Source organism: Pseudonocardia alaniniphila, assembly GCF_022524485.1.
Classification (GTDB): domain Bacteria; phylum Actinomycetota; class Actinomycetes; order Mycobacteriales; family Pseudonocardiaceae; genus Pseudonocardia; species Pseudonocardia alaniniphila.
This window is the reverse complement of sequence record NZ_JAKXMK010000001.1, coordinates 135,451-152,446: the sequence shown is the minus strand read 5'-3', so window position 1 is coordinate 152,446 and position 16,996 is coordinate 135,451. Positions and strand designations below refer to the sequence as shown.

The following is a 16,996-nucleotide window of genomic DNA, read 5'->3' as shown; positions in this document are numbered from 1 at the left end:
ACACACGGTGCCGCTGCAAGGGCAGGTCTCGTACCGGTACGCCACCCTGGCGGCCTCACTGGCACGACGGCGGCCCCTCCCGCACCCGTGTGACCCGCATCGCCGATCGGTCGCGGTCGCCCCCACGTCGACCGCGCGCAGTGGGCGGCGCACCTGCCCGGATCGCAGCCGGGACGCCCGTTCCACGGCCGATGTCCGGCTCCCGGGTGACGTCGGCCATTGGCGGCGGGACGTCGGCGGTTCTCACCTACGAGCATTCGCGCACGCGCGTTCGGCCGACGTGCTTCATGATCTGCGGCCGGGCGCTTCCCTACCCCTCTGACCACCGCAGGCGGCTCAGCCCAGCGGCGGGATGATCCGGTTCGCGCGCAGCCGCTCGAACAGGTCGAGGAAGGACCGGCGGGTGTCCTGGGCAGCGGTGAAGCCGAACGCCCGGCTCTTGCCCATGTCCGCGAAGGTCTCGGTCGGGCGGCCCAGGTCGCCGTCGGTGTGCCACCAGGACGCGAGCTCCTCCAGCTTGGTGGGCACCAGATCGTGCTTCGCGACGATGCGGTCCCACACCGGGGCCGCGTCGGCGAACCGCTCGGCCAGCGGCTGGGCATGCCCCGGGTACGGCGCGGCCGGCACGCCCAGGCCCTCGGCCACCACCGGCCACAGCTGCCGCCAGCGGAACACGTCACCGTTCACGGTGTTGAACGCCTGGTTCCAGGCCTCGGGTGTGCTCGCGGCCCACACCAGTTGCTTGGCCAGCAGCCGGGCGTCGGTCACGTCGGTGACCCCGTTGAACTGCTCCGGCGAGCCGGGGAAGACGAAGGGCTCGCCGGTCTCCCGGCTCAAGGCCCCGTAGACGGCCAGGGTCACGCCCATGTTCATCGCATTGCCCAGCGCCCAGCCGATGAGGGTGTGGGGCCGGTGCACGGACCAGGTGAAGCCGCCGCGTTCGGCGGCGTCGAACAGGACGTCCTCCTGGGCGTAGTAGAAGTTCAGGTTGGGCAGCCGCGGCAGTTCCTCACGGAACGGGGTCTCCATCGGCGTCTGCGCATACGCCTCGAACGGGCCGAGGTAGTGCTTGAGGCCGGTGACAAGTGCGACGTGCTCCAGATCGCCCGTCGGGATGAGGGGGTCGAGCAGATTGGTCATCATGGCGGCGTTCACCTCGCAGTTCTCCGCTTCGGTCGGCCGCCGCTGCCACGTGCAGTAGAAGACGTGCGTAGGTCGCAGTTCGGCCATCGCCCGCTGCGTGGCGGCGGCGTCCAGCAGATCCGCGGCCACCGGGTGAATCGCCGATTCCGGCACGGTTCCGCTGCGGGAAAGCCCGTGCACCTCCCACCCCTCGGCGAGCAACTGCCGGGCGGTGTTGTTACCCGAGATCCCCGTGACTCCGACCACGAGCGCGCGTCTGTCGTCCATCACGTTGCGTCTCCACCTTCCAGTACGTTGATTCGCGGACCCCGCAGCACTGCGTCAAGCATTACTGAACAGATGCGGCATTCCGCGGTCGAGTGAGGTTTTTCATGCAGGTCACTGTCGCGCAGATCACTGTTCAAATATGCTGAACGCGCGATCCGCCCCACCCCCGAAATGCCCCGAAAAGCGAGCAGAGGTGCATCCGTGACAGCGACGAGCGGCTCCCCGGATGGCTCGGGCGCACCGCGTCGGCGGCGCTCGACCGGCGCCCGAAGAGCGTCAGGTGCGAGCACACCCACCGGGCGGAGCGACATCACCGGCGTGGGCGAGCGGCTGCGCGCACAACGGCTGGCCGCCGGGCTGACGCTGCGCCAGTTCGCACGAGATCTCGGAGTGTCGGCCTCGCTCGTCTCGCAGATCGAGAACGGAAAGTCCCGCCCCTCGGTCGACACGCTGTACGCGATCTGCAGCGCGCTCGACCTCTCGATCGACGAGCTCTTCAGCAACGTCGGAGCACGTGAGGCGCCACGGCCCCACCACCGCACCGATACCACGCGGGCGGGCCACCCCACCCACAGCTTCCGTAGCGCCCTTGCCGAGCTGGACGAACCGACGCAGCGCGCGGCCGGCCCGGTCGTGCAACCCGGCGACCGACGGCAACTGGTGCTCGACTCCGGAGTGACCTGGGACCAGCTGTCCGCCGCACACGAGTCGGACGTGGACTTTCTGTTCGTCCGCTACGAGGTCGGCGGCAGTTCCGTGCACGGCGAGCACCTCACCCGCCACTCCGGCATCGAGTACGGCTACATCATCAGCGGCACCCTGGACGTCTCTCTCGGGTTCGAGGTCTATCGCATCGGCCCCGGCGACGCCATCTCCTTCGACTCCTCCACGCCCCACCGTCTCACCAACAACGGCGACGTCCCCGTCGAAGCGATCTGGTTCGTCCACGGCCGCAACCACACGGGCTACTGAGACCGCTCCGGAGGTCAGCCCGCGGCGAGCGCTGGTGATCTTTCCAGCCTGCGCCTGCGGTGCGCCGCCATGCGCACCGGCGAATCCGGTTCGCCGTGGCCCTCGTAGCCGGGCGAACGCTGCACCACCTGCAGGAACACCCGCCCGCCGAGGACCTCGGTGGCGAAGTGGCGGTACTCCCCCGCCGGGGTCCGGTCGTACATCACGCCGAGCGCCCGCATCTCGTGGAGAAGATCGGGCTCGAGACCGTAGCGCGCGTCCAGGTCCTCGTAGTAGTTGCCGGGGATGTCGAGGATCGGGGCGCCTGCCGCGCGGGCCGCCCGTGCCGCGGCGAGGGCGTCGGAGGTGGCGAACGCGATGTGCTGCGGGTCGGACACGCCCGGTGCCCACTCCCCTCGCCGCAGCAGACTCGCCGTGAGCGCGAGCCGGACCCCACCCGAGGTCACCGTCCGGTCCCGGACCAGCCCGAACGGCGCCGCGATCTCGCTCGTCGGCTCGGGGTCCATGCCCAGTACGGCCCGGTAGAAGAGCGCTGCCTCGTCGAAGTGGTCGTAGGGCTGTGCGAGGGCGACGTGGTCCGTACCGCTGATCAAGCCGCCGTCTGCTGTGGGGGTGCGGTCGAAGTCGGCGAGCCAGCCGCCGGTGGCGTCGGTCCGGCAGAAGAACACCGACGTTCCGTCGGGCGCGGCAACGGCGGCGAGATCGGCCTCCGCCGGCCCGCGGTCGCGCGGCAGGATCGGAGCGCACAACGCGGCGGCGCGTGCAGCCGACAGGGGCGGATCGGTCGACTCGACGGCGAGCGCGGCCACTGCCACGTTCCCCGCTCCGGGATGGGGCGCACCGGCGTTGAGCAGCACACGTGCGGTGCCCTGTTCCCACAGGTCCACGGGCTTCGTGCGATGCCTCCCCGTACGGGCGAACCCGAGAGCGCGCAGGGCGTCCGCGATCCGCGGGCCGGACGTGTCGTCGACCGCGAGCTCGGTGAAGGCGTGGCCGGCGAGTGCTGGTGGGGCGGGCGGCACCGCCGCGGTGGTCAGGGCGGGAACCGCCGCGCGGCGGGCGACCTGCTCGCGCAGGGCGAGAAGGGAACGCATGGCGTCCACGGCCGTCCGGCGGGGGTCGGACTGGCGGTAGACGTCGTTGAACACCTCGAGCGACAGGGGGCCGGTGTAGCCGGCGGTGAGCACGGGTTCCAGGAAGGCCGGCAGGTCGAATGCGCCCTGGCCGGGGAAGAGCCGGTGGTGGCGGCTCCACTGCAGCACGTCCATCCGCAGCCGCGGTGCGTCGGCGAGCTGGAGGAAGAAGAGCTTCTCCCCCGGAATGCCGAGCACTCCCGCGGGGTCCGAGCCGCGGGAGAGGATGTGGAAGCTGTCGAGGCAGAGCCCGAGTGCAGGGTGGTCCCCGCGGCGCACCACCTCCCACGACCGCTCGTAGGTGTTGATGTGCGTGCCCCAGGCGAGCGCCTCGTAGGCGATCCGCAGCCCGTGGCGGGCGGCACGCTCGGCGAGGGCGCGCATCTGGGCGGCGAGCAGGTCCAGGTCGGCGACGGCGTCGGGGGCGACCGCGGAACAGACCAGCACAGTGTCGGTTCCGAGCTGCTGCATGACGGCGAACTTGTGCTCGGCGCGTCGCAGGTTCGCCGCGAACCGGTCGGCGTCGACCGAATCGAGATCACGGAACGGCTGGTAGAGGTCGATCGAGAGCCCGGAGTCCGCGCAGCGCCGCCGGATCTCGGCCGGCGAGAGCGGGGAGGCGAGGAGATCCGGCTCGAAGATCTCCACTCCGTCGAAGCCGGCAGCAGCCGCGGCAGCGAGCTTGTCCTCGAGCGTGCCGGAGAGGCAGACGGTGGCGATTCCCAGGCGCGCGGCAGGCTCATCGGCTGGGTGCACGGTTGTCCTCCTCGCTGCCGACGAGCTCGGCGAAATGCCGGATCATGCGGTCGGCGTCAGGCGTGATTCCGGTGAAGAGCGCGAACGCGTCGACCGCCTGGTACACGGCCATGCGACCGCCGTCGAGCGTGTCGCAGCCGCGGCTCCTGGCTGCTCGCAGCAACGCGGTGTCGAGCGGCCGATAGACGATCTCGGCGACCCAGAGGTGCGGTGCCAGCAGGTTCTCGGGCAACGGCAGGCCGGGATGGGCCGCCATGCCCGTGGGCGTGGCGTGCACCAGACCGTCGACGCGCGCCAGCAACCGCGGCAGGTCGGCCGGTGTCCCGTGATCGGCGTCCAGCTTCCCGGCGAGCCGGACGGCCGCGGCGGCGTCCGTGTCGACGATGACGAGGTCCGTCGTCCCCAGGTCGCGCAGCGCGTATGCCGCTGCCGCGCCCGCGCCGCCTGCCCCGAGCAGGACGACCCGGTCGCGGCAGCCCCCCGGCAGTCCGGTGGTCAGGCCGCGGGCGAAGCCGGATCGATCGGTGTTGTAGCCGACCGCGCGCCCGTCGGTGAACACGACGGTGTTGACGGCGCCGATCGCGGCGGCGTCCGGGGAGATGTCGTCGAGGCGGGAAAGCACCTGCTGCTTGCAGGGATGCGTGACGTTCACGCCACGGAAGCCCTCGGCCTGCGCGCGAGCAAGGAGGTCGCCTGCACCCTCGGGAGGCACGCCGAGCACATCGAGATCGAGCCGCACGTACCGATAGCGCAGGCCGAGCCGCCGCGCTTCACGCTCGTGCAGGGCAGGGCTCAGGGAGGGCCCGATTCCGGCGCCGACCAGTCCCACCGTGTAGTCCACTGGGCCCCTTCTCTGAACGTACTGGTTCGTTAGTTGTACCCGCCGGGCGCGTCCACGGGAAGGGGCAACGCGTCGCCGGCCGGGCGGCCTAGAGTCAGGGCTCCGTCAACAGCTGGTCAGGAGGGTTCTCGGTGGTGACATCGTCTGTCCCGTCGGATGAACGCGTCCGGGACGCCGACCGCACTCGCGCGGAGATCCTCGACGTCGCCACCCGCGAGTTCGCCGACCACGGCTACGCAGGCGCCCGGGTCGACGAGATCGCCGCCAAGACCAGCACGACGAAGCGAATGCTCTACTACTACTTCGGCAGCAAGGAAGGGCTCTACCTCGCGGTGCTCGAGCGCGCCTACGCCGGCATCCGCAGCCTCGAACAGGAGGTCGACGTCGAGCACCTCCCCCCGGAGCTCGCACTGCGCCAGCTCACCGAGTTGACGTTCGACCACCACGAGTCGCACCCGGACTTCATCCGCCTCGTCAGCATCGAGAACATCCACCGGGCCGAGCACCTCAGGAAGTCGCCCGACCTCGAAGGGTTGGCCGGCCCGGCGCTCGACGTCCTGACCAGCATTCTCGAGCGGGGACGCGCGGCCGGGGTGTTCCGCGACGACGTCGACGCGCTGGACGTGCACATGCTGATCAGCTCGTTCTGCGTCTTCCGGACGGCCAATCGGCACACGTGGAGCGCGATCTTCCGGCGCGACATGCTCGACCCCGCCCGCCGCGAGCACTACCGGAAGCTGCTGGCCGACGTGGTGCTGGACCACCTCACCGCGCGCTGACGCTCGCCTGCGCTCGCCGCAGCCCTTGACAGGCACGGGACGCTAACTCACCATCCGGTACATCACTAAACGGTACATAACCGTTCGGTCCATAGCGGTCCCCCGTCCCTGTCCTGCAACGACGCATCCCTCAGGGAGCCCTACGTGACGTCTGACTCCGCACCGGCCACGGGCAAGCCCCGAAAGGCGGCCCTGGCCGCCTGGATCGGCAGCGCGCTCGAGTACTACGACTTCTTCATCTACGGCACGGCCGCGGCGCTGGTCTTCGGGAAGATCTTCTTCCCGTCGTCGGCTCCCGCGACCGGCACGCTGCTCGCGCTGGCCACGTTCGGTGTCGGATACGTCGCCCGGCCCGTCGGCGCGATCGTGCTCGGCCACGTGGGAGACCGTTTCGGACGCAAGCGGGTGCTGGTGTTCACGATCCTGCTGATGGGCGTCTCGACGTTCCTCGTCGGCTGCCTGCCCGACTACGAGCAGATCGGCACCCTCGCGCCCGTGCTGCTGGTGGTGCTGCGCCTGATGCAGGGGATCTCGGCCGGTGGCGAGCAGGCAGGGGCCAACTCGATGAGCCTCGAGCACGCTCCCGCGCACCGGCGGGCGTTCTTCACCAGCTTCACCCTCAGTGGCACCCAGGCCGGGTCGATCCTGGCAACCGCGGTGTTCCTGCCCGTCGCCGCGATGCCCGAGGACATGCTCCTGTCGTGGGGGTGGCGGGTGCCGTTCTGGCTGTCGGCGATCGTCGTCGCCGTCGCCTACGTCATCCGGCGCACGCTCGACGAGACACCGGTCTTCGCCGCCGAGGTCGAGCGCAACACCCGCGCCGAGATGCCGCTCGCGGTGCTGATGCGCGACCACTGGGCCGACGTGCTGCGCGTCGTCGTGGCCGCCACCGTCGCTGCCGTCAGCACGATCTTCGGCGTCTTCGCGCTGTCGTTCGCCGTGGACACCGCCGGGCTGGACCGCTCCGCGATGCTGTGGGTGGCGATCCTCGCGAACGTCGTGGCCCTGGCCGCGATCCCTCTGTTGGCTTCGCTCGCCGACCGGATCGGCCGAAAGCCCGTGTTCATCGCAGGCGCACTGGGCAGCGCCGTGCTCACGGCCGGCTACCTCTGGTCGATCACCACCGGCTCGTACGTGCTGGTGTTCCTTATCGGCGTGCTGCTCTCCGGAATCGTCTACAGCGCAGCGAACGGCGTCTGGCCCGCCTTCTACGGCGAGATGTTCCCTGCGCAGGTCCGGCTGTCGGGCACGGCCATCGGCACGCAGATCGGCTTCGCGATCGGCGGTTTCGCGCCCACCGTGGCCGCGGGCCTTGCCGGAGGAAGCACCTCGGGCTGGGTTCCGGTCGCGGTGTTCACCGCGGTCCTCTGCGTCCTCTCCGCCCTCGCAGCCGCGACGGCGAGGGAGACCTACCGGACCCCCATGCACGAACTCGGCCGGAAACGCGCCGGAGCACCGGCACCGGGCGTCCGGACGGCCTGATCGCGCGGTCGCCGGCCAATGGCGCGGAAACGAGGTTCCTTGCCCGGATCCGGTGTCCAGGTGCAGTGTCCCTGCGGGACACCCGCACCCGGGCAATCGCAAGGCGGAGGAGGCGCCGACACCGCTGCTGTATCGGCGCCGACGACAACGCCGCGAGGCGCCGCCTGGGCTGCGCTGTCGTCGGAGGCGGGTAAGACGACCTCGTTTCCTCGGCGCTAGGAGGCGAAGCGGATCACCGCGAGGACGAGGGACAACAGGCCCAGCACCAACGCGGCGGCGTACTGCTCCTTGCGGCGGATGTGGACCACCACGGCGCCCGCCATCACGAGTGCGAGCCCGACCGCCGCGAGCGGGGTGAGGGCGGGCGCCACACCCAGCAGCCACGGAAGGATCAGTCCGACGGCGCCGATCACCTCGATCAGACCGATCGCCTTGATCGCGCCGTCGGAGAAGTCCGCCGCGTAGCCCATGCCTGCGGACACCAGCACCGGCTTCGGCCGCGCCACCTTCATCCCGCCCGCGGCCAGGAAGGCCGCGGCGAGCACGATCTGCAGGACCCAGGCGACAACGTTCATCAGGACTCCATCGTGAGCAGCCCGGCAGGCGTCGAACTTGAACACTCAAGAATCTAGACCGGCGCGCCAGGACGTCGAAGCACCGGGGTGATCTGTGGCCGAGGTGTGATCCACCGGCCTCTCCGATCCGAGCCTCGGGCTCGACCCCGTGGTGACATCCGGTGGCGTGCCGAGCGTCCACAGCCCGGTGACGTACTCCGCCACCCCACCGCCCTACCGCCTGCCGCCACCCGCGCTCGACGTCCACGGGGCCGAGATCCACGAGCGGCGGCTCGGCAACTGTGCAGCGGCGACCGCGAGCTATGCCCCCGGGGCCGACTCTCCACCTTCATGATCACTGGTTCAGGGTCGAGAACCGGGTCATATGCTGCTGCAGGGCCACAAGTGATGATCATGAGTTTCCGACCACTCCTCGGGCTGGACGGCGACTCCCGGCTCGGCATCCCACGCGGGCGACCGGTCGCGGCCGACTTCTGACGGGTCGGGCGCGGCGGGTTCCGCATGATCATCGGTTGGGGGCCGGGAGCCGGGTCATGCCCTGCCGCAGGGTCCGAAAAGTTGATCAACACCCGGACAGGCCGGCAAGAAGCCAGATCCAGGGACAATCGCCGCCTCGGCGCCACCCCGGACAACAGAGCGCCACCGACTCCGGACGCTCGACCGTCAAAGACCAGGGCCAGGGCACCGGACTCCACATGATCATCAGTTCGGAACCGGCAGTCGGGCCATGCCCTGCCGCGGAGCCCGAAATATTGATCAACGTCCGGGCAGGGCGACCAGACGCCAGATCCGGGGGCGAAGATCGGCTCGGCCCACCTCGGGTAACAGGTTGCCGCCGTTTTCGGACAGCGGACCGCCAAGGCCGGGTCAGGGGTACCGGATTCCGCATGATCATCAGTTGGGGGCCGGGAGCCGGGTCATACCCTGCCGCAGGGTCCGAAAAGTTGATCAACACCCGGGCAGGCCGGCGAGAAGCCAGACCCAGGGACAATCGCCGCCGCGGCGCCACCCCGGACAACAGAGCGCCACCGACTCCGGACGCTCAACCGCCAAGACCAGGGCCGGGGCACCGGACTCCACGTGATCACCAGTTCGGAACCGGCAGTCAGGCCATGCCCTGCCGCGGAGCCCAAAATATTGATCAACGCCCGGGCAGGGCGACCAGACACCAGATCCGGGGCCGAAGGTCGGCTCGACCCACCTCGGGTAACAGGTTGCCGCCGTTCTCGGACAGCAGACCGCCAAGGCCGGGTCAGGGGCACCGGATTTCACATGATCATCAGTCGGGGCCAGGAGCCGGGTCATACCCTGCCGCGAGGCCCGAAATGTTGATCAACGCCGACAGGGCGACCAGACACCAGATCCGGGGCCGAAGGTCGGCTCGGCCCACCGGGCAGGCCGGCAAGAAGCCAGATCCAGGGGCAATCGTCGCCTCGGCGCCACCCCGGACAACGGATTGCGCCGATCTCGAACACCGGACGGCCGGGCGGAGTCAGGGTGCGGCCGGGTCATGTGCTGCCGCCGGACCGAAGCGTTGATCAAGAGGTGCGCGGCACGACGTGCGGTAGCGCGCGGCCGGGCTGTCGACCGGGATGCGTCCGGCCGAGCCGATGTGATCGATGGTCACGGAGTCGCCGAAGCGGGCGGGCACGCCGGCCGCACGCCCGCGGACGGGACGCGCCGGATTCGTCGGTGATCGCCCGTGCGGTCCGGCCCGCCGGGCGATGGGTGGCGCGGGCTCCGGAAGGTGGAGCCGTCGGACCGGGATCGGGTCGACGGGGTGCTGTTCCGCCATGATCACCGGTTCGGGGGCGAGAACCGGGCAATGTACTGCTACGGAGCCCGAAAAGTTGATCAATGCACCGCGCCCTCGTCAACCGCGCCCTCGTCAACCGCGCCCTCGTCAGCGGAGCCCGGCCGACCGGCCGCCGTGCCCGCCGGCGCGGAATCACCGCGGCCGCAATGCGCTCCGCGCGAACAGACGCGTTATTGAGATGAATCGACGACGCGCGAGCTCTAGGTTGTGCTCCCGCAAGGCGTGGCGCGCCGGGCTCCCCAACCAGGTACACACCGCGACGGCCCGATCGCTGACGGTTCTATTCTCAGGAGTACCGCCACCAGGGGACGCCGGCGGCCAGGGGGGACACCGACGTGAACGGAGAAAGTGTGACTGCCGAAGAGCACGGCTCGACGGGGGGCGAAGCGGCCGCATCCTCGGACGCGACGTCGCTATCCACGGCGGAGTCCGCCAATCCGCCACCGGGCGCCATGGTCGTGGTCGCCCTGCTGGTGGGATCGGCATTCGCCATGATCCTCAACGAGACGATCATGAGCGTTGCATTGCCGGCGCTCATGGCCGACCTGGAGATCGGCGCGAGCACCGCGCAATGGCTCACCAGCGGCTTCCTTCTCACAATGGCCGTGGTCATCCCGACCACCGGATACCTGCTCCAGCGATTTCCTCCGCGGTCGATCTATCTCGCGGCGATGTCGCTGTTCACCACGGGCATCCTGATCGCAGCGCTCGCTCCGGGTTTCGGGGTCCTCCTCGTCGGCCGGGTCGTGCAGGCCACGGGTACCGCCGTCATGGTGCCGTTGCTGATCACCACGGTGATGCGGCTGGTGCCGGCCGATCGACGAGGCCGCACGATGGGCACCATCACGATCGTCATCGCGGTCGCCCCGGCGATCGGCCCCACCGTGTCGGGGCTGATCCTGGGCGCGCTCGGGTGGCGCTGGATGTTCTGGATCGTGCTCCCCATCGCGGTGATCGCCCTTGCCATCGGCGCCGCCCGCTTGCGCATTCCGGCCGACACCCAGCGGGTGCCCCTCGACGTGGCCTCGGCCCTGATCTCGGCCGTGGCCTTCAGCGGCCTGCTCTACGGGTTCAGCAGCATCGGCGAGGCCCTGCGCGGCGAAGCGAGGATCACGCCGTTGATCCCGATCGTGATCGGGGCGATCGCACTGGTCGCCTTCGTGGCGCGCCAGCTCCGGCTGCAGGCCGACAACCGGGCCCTGCTCGACCTGCGCCCCTTCTCCCATCGCCCGTTCGTAGTGGCCCTCGTTCTGGTGGTGATCAGCATGATGGCGTTGTTCGGGGCGCTCATCCTGCTGCCGCTCTACATGCAAGGCGTGCTCGGGGCCACCACCCTCGCCACCGGTCTGGCGCTGCTTCCGGGCGGTCTGGTCATGGGGCTGCTGGGACCAGTGGTCGGGCGGCTCTTCGACCGGTTCGGCGCCCGCCCACTCGTCGTGCCGGGCGCGATGGTGCTGTGCGTCGCCCTGTGGCTGTTCACCACGCTCGGCGCGGAGTCGCAGCTGTGGATGATCATCGCGATCCACGTCGTGCTCACGATCGGTCTGTCGCTGATGTTCACCCCGCTCATGACCGACGCGCTGGGATCGCTGCCCGGCGAGCTCTACTCCCACGGCAGCGCGATCGTCACCACCCTGCAGCAGGTGGCAGGCGCAGCAGGAACGGCTCTGTTCATCACCGTGACGACGGTCGGGTCCGCGGATCCGACCGGAGCGATCGACGCCGCGGGCACCCACACGGCGTTCCTGGTCGCAGCGGTCATCTCGATCGTCGTCGTCGGCCTGTCGTTCCTGGTGGCGCGCCCCTCGGCCGCCACGGAGCCGACCCCCGCACCGGCCACCTCGGCCGCCTCCTGATCACGGGCGGCCACCCACGACACAGCTGAACACCGCCGGGCAGGCACCAGGATCCGACCAGGTGGCGCCCGGCGGTCGCAGGGTGCCGGCGCCGGCGCGGGAGGATCGCCCTGTGCACCCCCAGGACCCGTCCCCGCAGTACGTGGGCGCCCGGCACCGGCATCGAGGCCGAAGCACGCGCGGCGGGATCGAACCGGAGCACGGACACGGGCACGGGCATGGGCCCGCCACGCCCGCCGACCGACGCGTCCGGTTCGCGATCGCAGCCTTGCTCGTACCGGCACTCCTCGCCACCGTGGTCGGCCTGATCGTGCTCTACCCCTTCGAGGACCGACGGCCCTCGGCGCAGGACCCCTCCGTGCGGATCGCCGCGCACGTCACCGCGGCGACCGAGGTGGACTGCACCGACGGGCAGCCCGGGGGCAGCGGCTGTCTCGCCCTCACCGCCGAGATGTCCGAGGGACCGCGAGCCGGCCAGAGCATCGTCACGCTGGTGTCGGTCGTGCGGGGCAAGGCCCCCTTCGGTGCCGGCGACGACGTGATCATGCTCTGGAGCGGCGAGAACCCCGCCGACCCCGACTCGTACCAGATCGTCGACTTCCAACGCGACCAGCCGCTGCTGGTCCTCGCGCTCGTCTTCGCCGCTGCCGTGCTGGCGCTCGGACGGTGGCGCGGCCTGGCGGCGCTCGTCGGGCTGGGCTTCACGGCCGTGGTGCTGCTCGCCTTCATGCTTCCCGCGATCCTTGCAGGCCGCGATCCGCTCGCCGTCGCCGTCGTCGGGTGCTGCGCGATCATGTTCGGCGTCCTCTACCTCACCCACGGATTCTCCGCGCGCACGTCGACCGCCGCGCTCGGGACGCTGCTCAGCCTGCTGCTCATCGGCGTGCTCGGTGCCGCGTTCGCCGCGCTGACATCGCTGACCGGCAGGGACGAGGACACCGCGAACCTCGCCTCCACGCTCGGCACCGACCTCGACGGGCGCGGGCTCGTACTCGCCGGTCTCATGATCGGAGCCCTGGGCGCCCTCGACGACGTCACCGTCACCCAGACCAGCGCCGTGTGGGAACTACGTCGCGCCGACCCCTACCTTCGCCCCACCGCGCTCTTCGGCGCCGCCATGCGCATCGGCCGCGACCATGTCGCATCCGCGGTCAACACCCTCGTGCTCGCCTACGCGGGAGCCGCGCTCCCCCTCCTCCTGCTGTTCAGCGTGGCCGAACGCGGACTCACCGACACGCTGACGACACAGGTGATCGCCACCGAGGTCGTCCGCACCCTGGTGGGCAGCATCGGACTCGTAGCGTCGGTTCCACTCACCACCGCGCTCGCCGTCGCCGTGGTCACGCGCAGCCACCGCGGAGGCAGGTCAGCCGTTGCTGGATAGCGGCGTACGGCCCCGCCGCGGGCGGCTTCTCAGCGGCTTCCGCGGTCGGCGAGTGCGCCCTTGATCCAGAGCCCGAGCTTGTCGCCGAGCAGCGCTCCGCCGATTCCGGCGATGCAGGCGGGCACGAGCAGGAGGATGTCAGCAAGCACGAGGTTGAACTCCTTCGGCTCGAGCCGGGGTCTCGAGCAGGTCGGGGCTGCAGGTCACGCGCATGCTTCGGGGGCACGGCGGGATCCGGTCGATCAGTGTATGGAACCGCCGGCACGCCTCGACGCCCGACGGTCCGTCACCAATGTCGGTGGTGGAAACGCCTCCGTCGAGACCGAATGGGGCACATCACGTTGACCTTGACAACCTCGCCTGGGTTCGATTCAGCGCTCAACGCTCGACGTAGTGGATGTCGAACGGCTTGTTGGTGATGAAGAGAAAGGTGACGTCACCGTCCGCAGAGGCCCCGTGCTCCATGATCCCGCCCTCGGGGAACCACACGAAGCTACCCGGCCCGAACTCCCCTCCGTGGGTGGTGAGGACGCCGTCGAGCACGTAGATGCCATGCGCACAGGGATGGTGGTGCCAGGGGTTCGTGAAACCCGCGCGGTAGACCATCTTGAAGACCTGCATGCCCGTGTCCGGGTCCGCGATCAACGGCAGGGCGTCCAGTTCCACTCCGATCTGAGGGATCGGGAACAGCGTCCACTCGGCAGTGTTGGTGTCGACGACCGTCAGATCCACCGGCCGAAGTTCAGGTGCGGTCATGGCAACTGGCCTTCCTGGACGACAAAGAGGGCCTCTGAGTGTCCAGCATCGATCATGAGCAGTACACAGACTCACTCTCCCGGCGGCCGGCGGACCGGCGATCGTCCATGGCGCCCGGCGATCTCCACACAGATCGGACCGAACGGAGATAAGGCGCAGCCGGCCCGAGTGGACATTCGGTTAATACGCATCACACGACCGGTCGCCGGAAGTTCGCCCAGCCGTCGTCGACCGGTCAACTGAAATCCGCGAGCGCTGATGAGGCTATCCCGAGAAACATTGTTTCGAACCCGGGAGACCTGATCGATGACCGCCTTGAGCCGTCGCAGATTCGTGCAGTTGGCGGGCGGCACAGCTGTCGCCTCCATGTTCTCCAACAGCATCGCCCGCGCGGCAGCCATCGAACCTCAGCACGGCACCGAAAGTATCCGGGACATCGAGCACATCGTCATCCTGATGCAGGAGAACCGCTCCTTCGATCACTATTACGGGTCGATGCGCGGCGTGCGCGGCTTCGGAGACCCCCATCCCGTCACCCTTCCCGACGGGCGGTCGGTGTGGCAGCAGCCTCACAACTCCGACGACGTGCTGCCCTTTCGGCCGGCCGTCAAGGATCTCGGACTGCAGTTCATCGAGGACCTCGACCACAGCTGGAACGGCACCCACGCGGCGTGGCACGAAGGGAAGTACGACGAGTGGGTACCCAGCAAGGGCACCACGACGATGGCCTACCTGACCCGGGATGACATTCCCTTCCACTATGCGCTCGCCGATGCGTTCACGATCTGCGACGCCTACTACTGCTCGATGATGGCCCCCACCGACCCGAACCGCTACCACCTGTGGACCGGCTACGTGGGTAATGACGGAAAAGGTGGCGGTCCGGTCGTCACCAATGATGAGCTCGGCTACGGCTGGACGACGTACCCCGAACGGCTGGAAGCGGCCGGAATCTCCTGGAAGGTCTATCAGGACATCGGTGACGGCCTTACCGACGAGGGTAAGTGGGGCAACATCGACGACGCCTACCGGGGCACCTACGGCGACAACTCGCTGCTGTTCTTCAACCAGTATCGCAACGCCGTTCCCGGACAGCCGCTCTACGAGAAGGCCCGCACCGGGACGAACGCCAAGAACGGCGACGGGTTCTTCGACGTGCTGAGCGCCGACATCGCAGCGGGCGCGTTTCCGCAGGTGTCCTGGATCGTCGCGCCCGAGGCCTACAGCGAGCACCCGAACTGGCCGCCCAACTACGGGGCCTGGTACATCGCGCAGCTGCTGGACGCGTTGACGCACGACTCGGACCTGTGGAGCAAGACGGCGCTGCTCATCCCCTTCGACGAGAACGACGGCTTCTTCGACCACATGGTGCCGCCCTACCCGCCGTCCTCGGCGGCGCAGGGGAAGTCGACCGTCGACGTGAGCGACGAGCTCCTCGGCTCGGCCTTGCCCGGCCAGGTCCCGGGACCCTACGGCCTCGGTCCGCGCGTCCCGATGCTCGTCGTCTCGCCGTGGAGCAGGGGTGGCCGGGTCTGTTCGGAGGTGTTCGACCACACCTCGGTCCTGCGGTTCATCGAGCAGCGCTTCGGGGTGCGTGAACCGAACATCACCGCGTGGAGGCGCACCGTGTGCGGTGACCTCACCTCGGCCTTCGATTTCTCCCGTGCCGACGCGGGCGTGCCGGCCCTCCCGGCGACCAACACCTACTACCCACCGGACAAGATCAGGCACAAGGACTACGTCCCCACGCTGCCCGACAATCCGGCGCTCCCCAAGCAGGAGACCGGCCGGCGCCCCGCCCTCCCGCTGCCCTACGACCTGGCAGCCGACGGGTGCCTGACGAGCGGCCACCTGAACCTCGCCTTCTCCAACCACGGTGCCGCGGGAGCGTGCTTCTACGTCACCTCGTCGACCGACACGAACGGACCGTGGACCTACACCGTCAGCGCCGGAAAGCAGCTGTCGGGCGACTGGACCATCGCGGCTGCCGACAGGGGGGCCTATGACTTCACGGTGCACGGTCCCAACGGCTTCCTGCGCCGGTTGGCCGGTCACACGAGCAATGCAGGCCCCGAGGTGTCTGCACGCCACCGCTCGGCAGGCGCAGAAGTGCAGCTCGTGCTCACCAACAGCGGCGCCCGGGCCGTCCGGCTCACGGTCAACGACGTCAAGCAGACGGACCAGTCGGCGGTCTATCACATCGCGCGCGGCGGACGTGTGGTCCACACGGTGCGCACTGCCGGCAGTGACGGCTGGTACGACCTGTCCGTGGTCTCCGACGGGGACGGCACCTTCCTGCGGCGCCTCGCCGGGCACGTCGAGACGGGCAGGACCACGATGTCCGATCCGGCGATCGGCGCGCGCTGACAGAGCCCGCCGGCCGTGTCACCGGCTCCGTCAACCTGGCCGTTCCAGCAGTCGGCGCCGGCCGGTTCCGGTGCTCCGGGAAGCCGCCGAATGGGGCGAGAGGTGCCGATGGCTCGCTGCGAGCCCCCGACGTCGGGATAATCCCCCTATGAGCTATGCGCCGTATCCGCACGCCCACGCCCGCGCAGGACCAGCGCTCGAGCGGCCATGACCCAGCTACGTGTGGTCATCGCCGAAGACGATGTCCTGCTTCGCGAGGGCCTGGCAAGCCTGCTCGAACGCTCGGGCTTCGAGGTCGTCGGCCAGGCGGGTGACGCCACCCGTCTGCTCGAACTCGTCCGCGAGACGACACCCGAACTGGTGGTCGTCGACATCAGGATGCCGCCGACCCAGACCAACGAGGGGCTGGAGGCGGCCAGGGAGATCCGCCGGGAGCAGCCGGATACCGGGATCCTCGTGCTCTCGGCCCACGTCGAGGTCGAGCACGCGATGGAGCTGCTCGCCAGTGGCCAGGGCATCGGCTACCTGCTCAAGAGCCGCGTCACCGAGGTGAACGAGTTCATCGAGACGCTCGAACGGGTCGCCCGCGGTGGTTCCGTCGTCGACCCCGCTCTCGTGCAGGAACTGGTGGCCGCCCGCAAGCGCAACGACCCGCTCGCCGTGGTCAGCGCCCGCGAACGCGACGTCCTCACCCTCATGGCCGAAGGCCGTTCCAACGCAGGCATCGCACGCCGGCTCTGGATCAGCGAGGGCACGGTGGAGAAGCACGTGCGCAGCATCCTGACGAAACTGAGCCTGCCCGAGACCGATGACAGCCATCGCCGTGTGCTCGCGGTACTGACGTTCCTGGACGCCCGCTGACGGCGACC

General features: G+C 69.5%; 13 protein-coding genes. 8 read left to right on the top strand and 5 right to left on the bottom strand.

What is annotated here, in order from left to right; all coding sequences use genetic code 11:
- Positions 1 to 336: 336 nt before the first annotated feature.
- Positions 337 to 1,410, bottom strand: a complete 1,074-nt coding sequence (locus tag MMF94_RS00675; protein ID WP_241034209.1) for an SDR family oxidoreductase — start codon at positions 1,408 to 1,410, stop codon at positions 337 to 339.
- 201 nt (positions 1,411 to 1,611) lie between these two features.
- Here MMF94_RS00675 and MMF94_RS00670 point away from each other — a divergent pair, with 201 nt between their 5' ends.
- On the top strand, positions 1,612 to 2,382 hold the full coding sequence (locus MMF94_RS00670) for a helix-turn-helix domain-containing protein (RefSeq protein ID WP_241034208.1): 771 nt from the start codon (positions 1,612 to 1,614) through the stop codon (positions 2,380 to 2,382).
- A gap of 14 nt (positions 2,383 to 2,396) precedes the next feature.
- Here the strand turns inward: MMF94_RS00670 and MMF94_RS00665 are convergent, their stop codons facing one another.
- Together MMF94_RS00665 and MMF94_RS00660 are read right to left on the bottom strand one after the other, a co-directional pair.
- Positions 2,397 to 4,271: a sugar phosphate isomerase/epimerase and 4-hydroxyphenylpyruvate domain-containing protein gene (locus MMF94_RS00665; protein WP_241034207.1), complete on the bottom strand. Its 1,875-nt coding sequence runs from the start codon at positions 4,269 to 4,271 to the stop codon at positions 2,397 to 2,399.
- Positions 4,255 to 5,112, bottom strand: a complete 858-nt coding sequence (locus MMF94_RS00660; protein WP_241034206.1) for a shikimate dehydrogenase — start codon at positions 5,110 to 5,112, stop codon at positions 4,255 to 4,257. The genes MMF94_RS00665 and MMF94_RS00660 overlap by 17 nt, the downstream gene beginning before the upstream one ends.
- A gap of 134 nt (positions 5,113 to 5,246) precedes the next feature.
- Here MMF94_RS00660 and MMF94_RS00655 point away from each other — a divergent pair, with 134 nt between their 5' ends.
- Positions 5,247 to 5,891 carry a TetR/AcrR family transcriptional regulator gene (locus MMF94_RS00655; protein ID WP_241034287.1) on the top strand — a complete coding sequence of 215 codons (645 nt, stop codon included), beginning with the start codon at positions 5,247 to 5,249 and terminating at the stop codon, positions 5,889 to 5,891.
- A 144-nt stretch (positions 5,892 to 6,035) separates the two neighbouring features.
- Entirely contained in the window at positions 6,036 to 7,373 is a 1,338-nt protein-coding gene (locus tag MMF94_RS00650) for an MFS transporter (protein WP_241034205.1), read from the top strand.
- Between the two features lie 215 nt (positions 7,374 to 7,588).
- Here the strand turns inward: MMF94_RS00650 and MMF94_RS00645 are convergent, their stop codons facing one another.
- Positions 7,589 to 7,948, bottom strand: a complete 360-nt coding sequence (locus MMF94_RS00645; protein WP_241034204.1) for a DoxX family protein — start codon at positions 7,946 to 7,948, stop codon at positions 7,589 to 7,591.
- A gap of 166 nt (positions 7,949 to 8,114) precedes the next feature.
- Here MMF94_RS00645 and MMF94_RS00640 point away from each other — a divergent pair, with 166 nt between their 5' ends.
- The 3 genes from MMF94_RS00640 to MMF94_RS00630 all read left to right on the top strand — a co-directional run bounded on the left by MMF94_RS00640 (position 8,115) and on the right by MMF94_RS00630 (position 13,004).
- Positions 8,115 to 8,282: a hypothetical protein gene (locus MMF94_RS00640; protein WP_241034203.1), complete on the top strand. Its 168-nt coding sequence runs from the start codon at positions 8,115 to 8,117 to the stop codon at positions 8,280 to 8,282.
- A 1,934-nt stretch (positions 8,283 to 10,216) separates the two neighbouring features.
- The gene (locus tag MMF94_RS00635; RefSeq protein WP_241034286.1) at positions 10,217 to 11,620 is read left to right on the top strand and encodes a DHA2 family efflux MFS transporter permease subunit; all 1,404 of its coding nucleotides are present in this window, start codon (positions 10,217 to 10,219) and stop codon (positions 11,618 to 11,620) included.
- A gap of 112 nt (positions 11,621 to 11,732) precedes the next feature.
- Positions 11,733 to 13,004, top strand: a complete 1,272-nt coding sequence (locus tag MMF94_RS00630) for a YibE/F family protein (protein ID WP_241034202.1) — start codon at positions 11,733 to 11,735, stop codon at positions 13,002 to 13,004.
- Between the two features lie 378 nt (positions 13,005 to 13,382).
- Here the strand turns inward: MMF94_RS00630 and MMF94_RS00625 are convergent, their stop codons facing one another.
- Positions 13,383 to 13,760 (bottom strand): cupin domain-containing protein, encoded by a 378-nt coding sequence (locus MMF94_RS00625; protein WP_241034201.1) that lies wholly within the window; start codon positions 13,758 to 13,760, stop codon positions 13,383 to 13,385.
- A 306-nt stretch (positions 13,761 to 14,066) separates the two neighbouring features.
- Between MMF94_RS00625 and MMF94_RS00620 the strand changes: the two genes are divergently transcribed.
- Both MMF94_RS00620 and MMF94_RS00615 read left to right on the top strand, forming a co-directional pair.
- Entirely contained in the window at positions 14,067 to 16,127 is a 2,061-nt protein-coding gene (locus MMF94_RS00620) for a phosphocholine-specific phospholipase C (protein WP_241034200.1), read from the top strand.
- Between the two features lie 207 nt (positions 16,128 to 16,334).
- Positions 16,335 to 16,988 (top strand): response regulator transcription factor, encoded by a 654-nt coding sequence (locus MMF94_RS00615; RefSeq protein ID WP_241034199.1) that lies wholly within the window; start codon positions 16,335 to 16,337, stop codon positions 16,986 to 16,988.
- Positions 16,989 to 16,996 lie beyond the last annotated feature (8 nt).

Coding starts and splice junctions, on each gene's coding strand:
- MMF94_RS00675 (WP_241034209.1), bottom strand. CDS start 1,410: ATGGACGACAGACGCGCGCTCGTGGTCGGAGTCACGGGGATCTCGGGT.
- MMF94_RS00645 (WP_241034204.1), bottom strand. CDS start 7,948: ATGAACGTTGTCGCCTGGGTCCTGCAGATCGTGCTCGCCGCGGCCTTC.
- MMF94_RS00635 (WP_241034286.1), top strand. CDS start 10,217: ATGGTCGTGGTCGCCCTGCTGGTGGGATCGGCATTCGCCATGATCCTC.
- MMF94_RS00625 (WP_241034201.1), bottom strand. CDS start 13,760: ATGACCGCACCTGAACTTCGGCCGGTGGATCTGACGGTCGTCGACACC.
- MMF94_RS00620 (WP_241034200.1), top strand. CDS start 14,067: ATGACCGCCTTGAGCCGTCGCAGATTCGTGCAGTTGGCGGGCGGCACA.
- MMF94_RS00615 (WP_241034199.1), top strand. CDS start 16,335: ATGACCCAGCTACGTGTGGTCATCGCCGAAGACGATGTCCTGCTTCGC.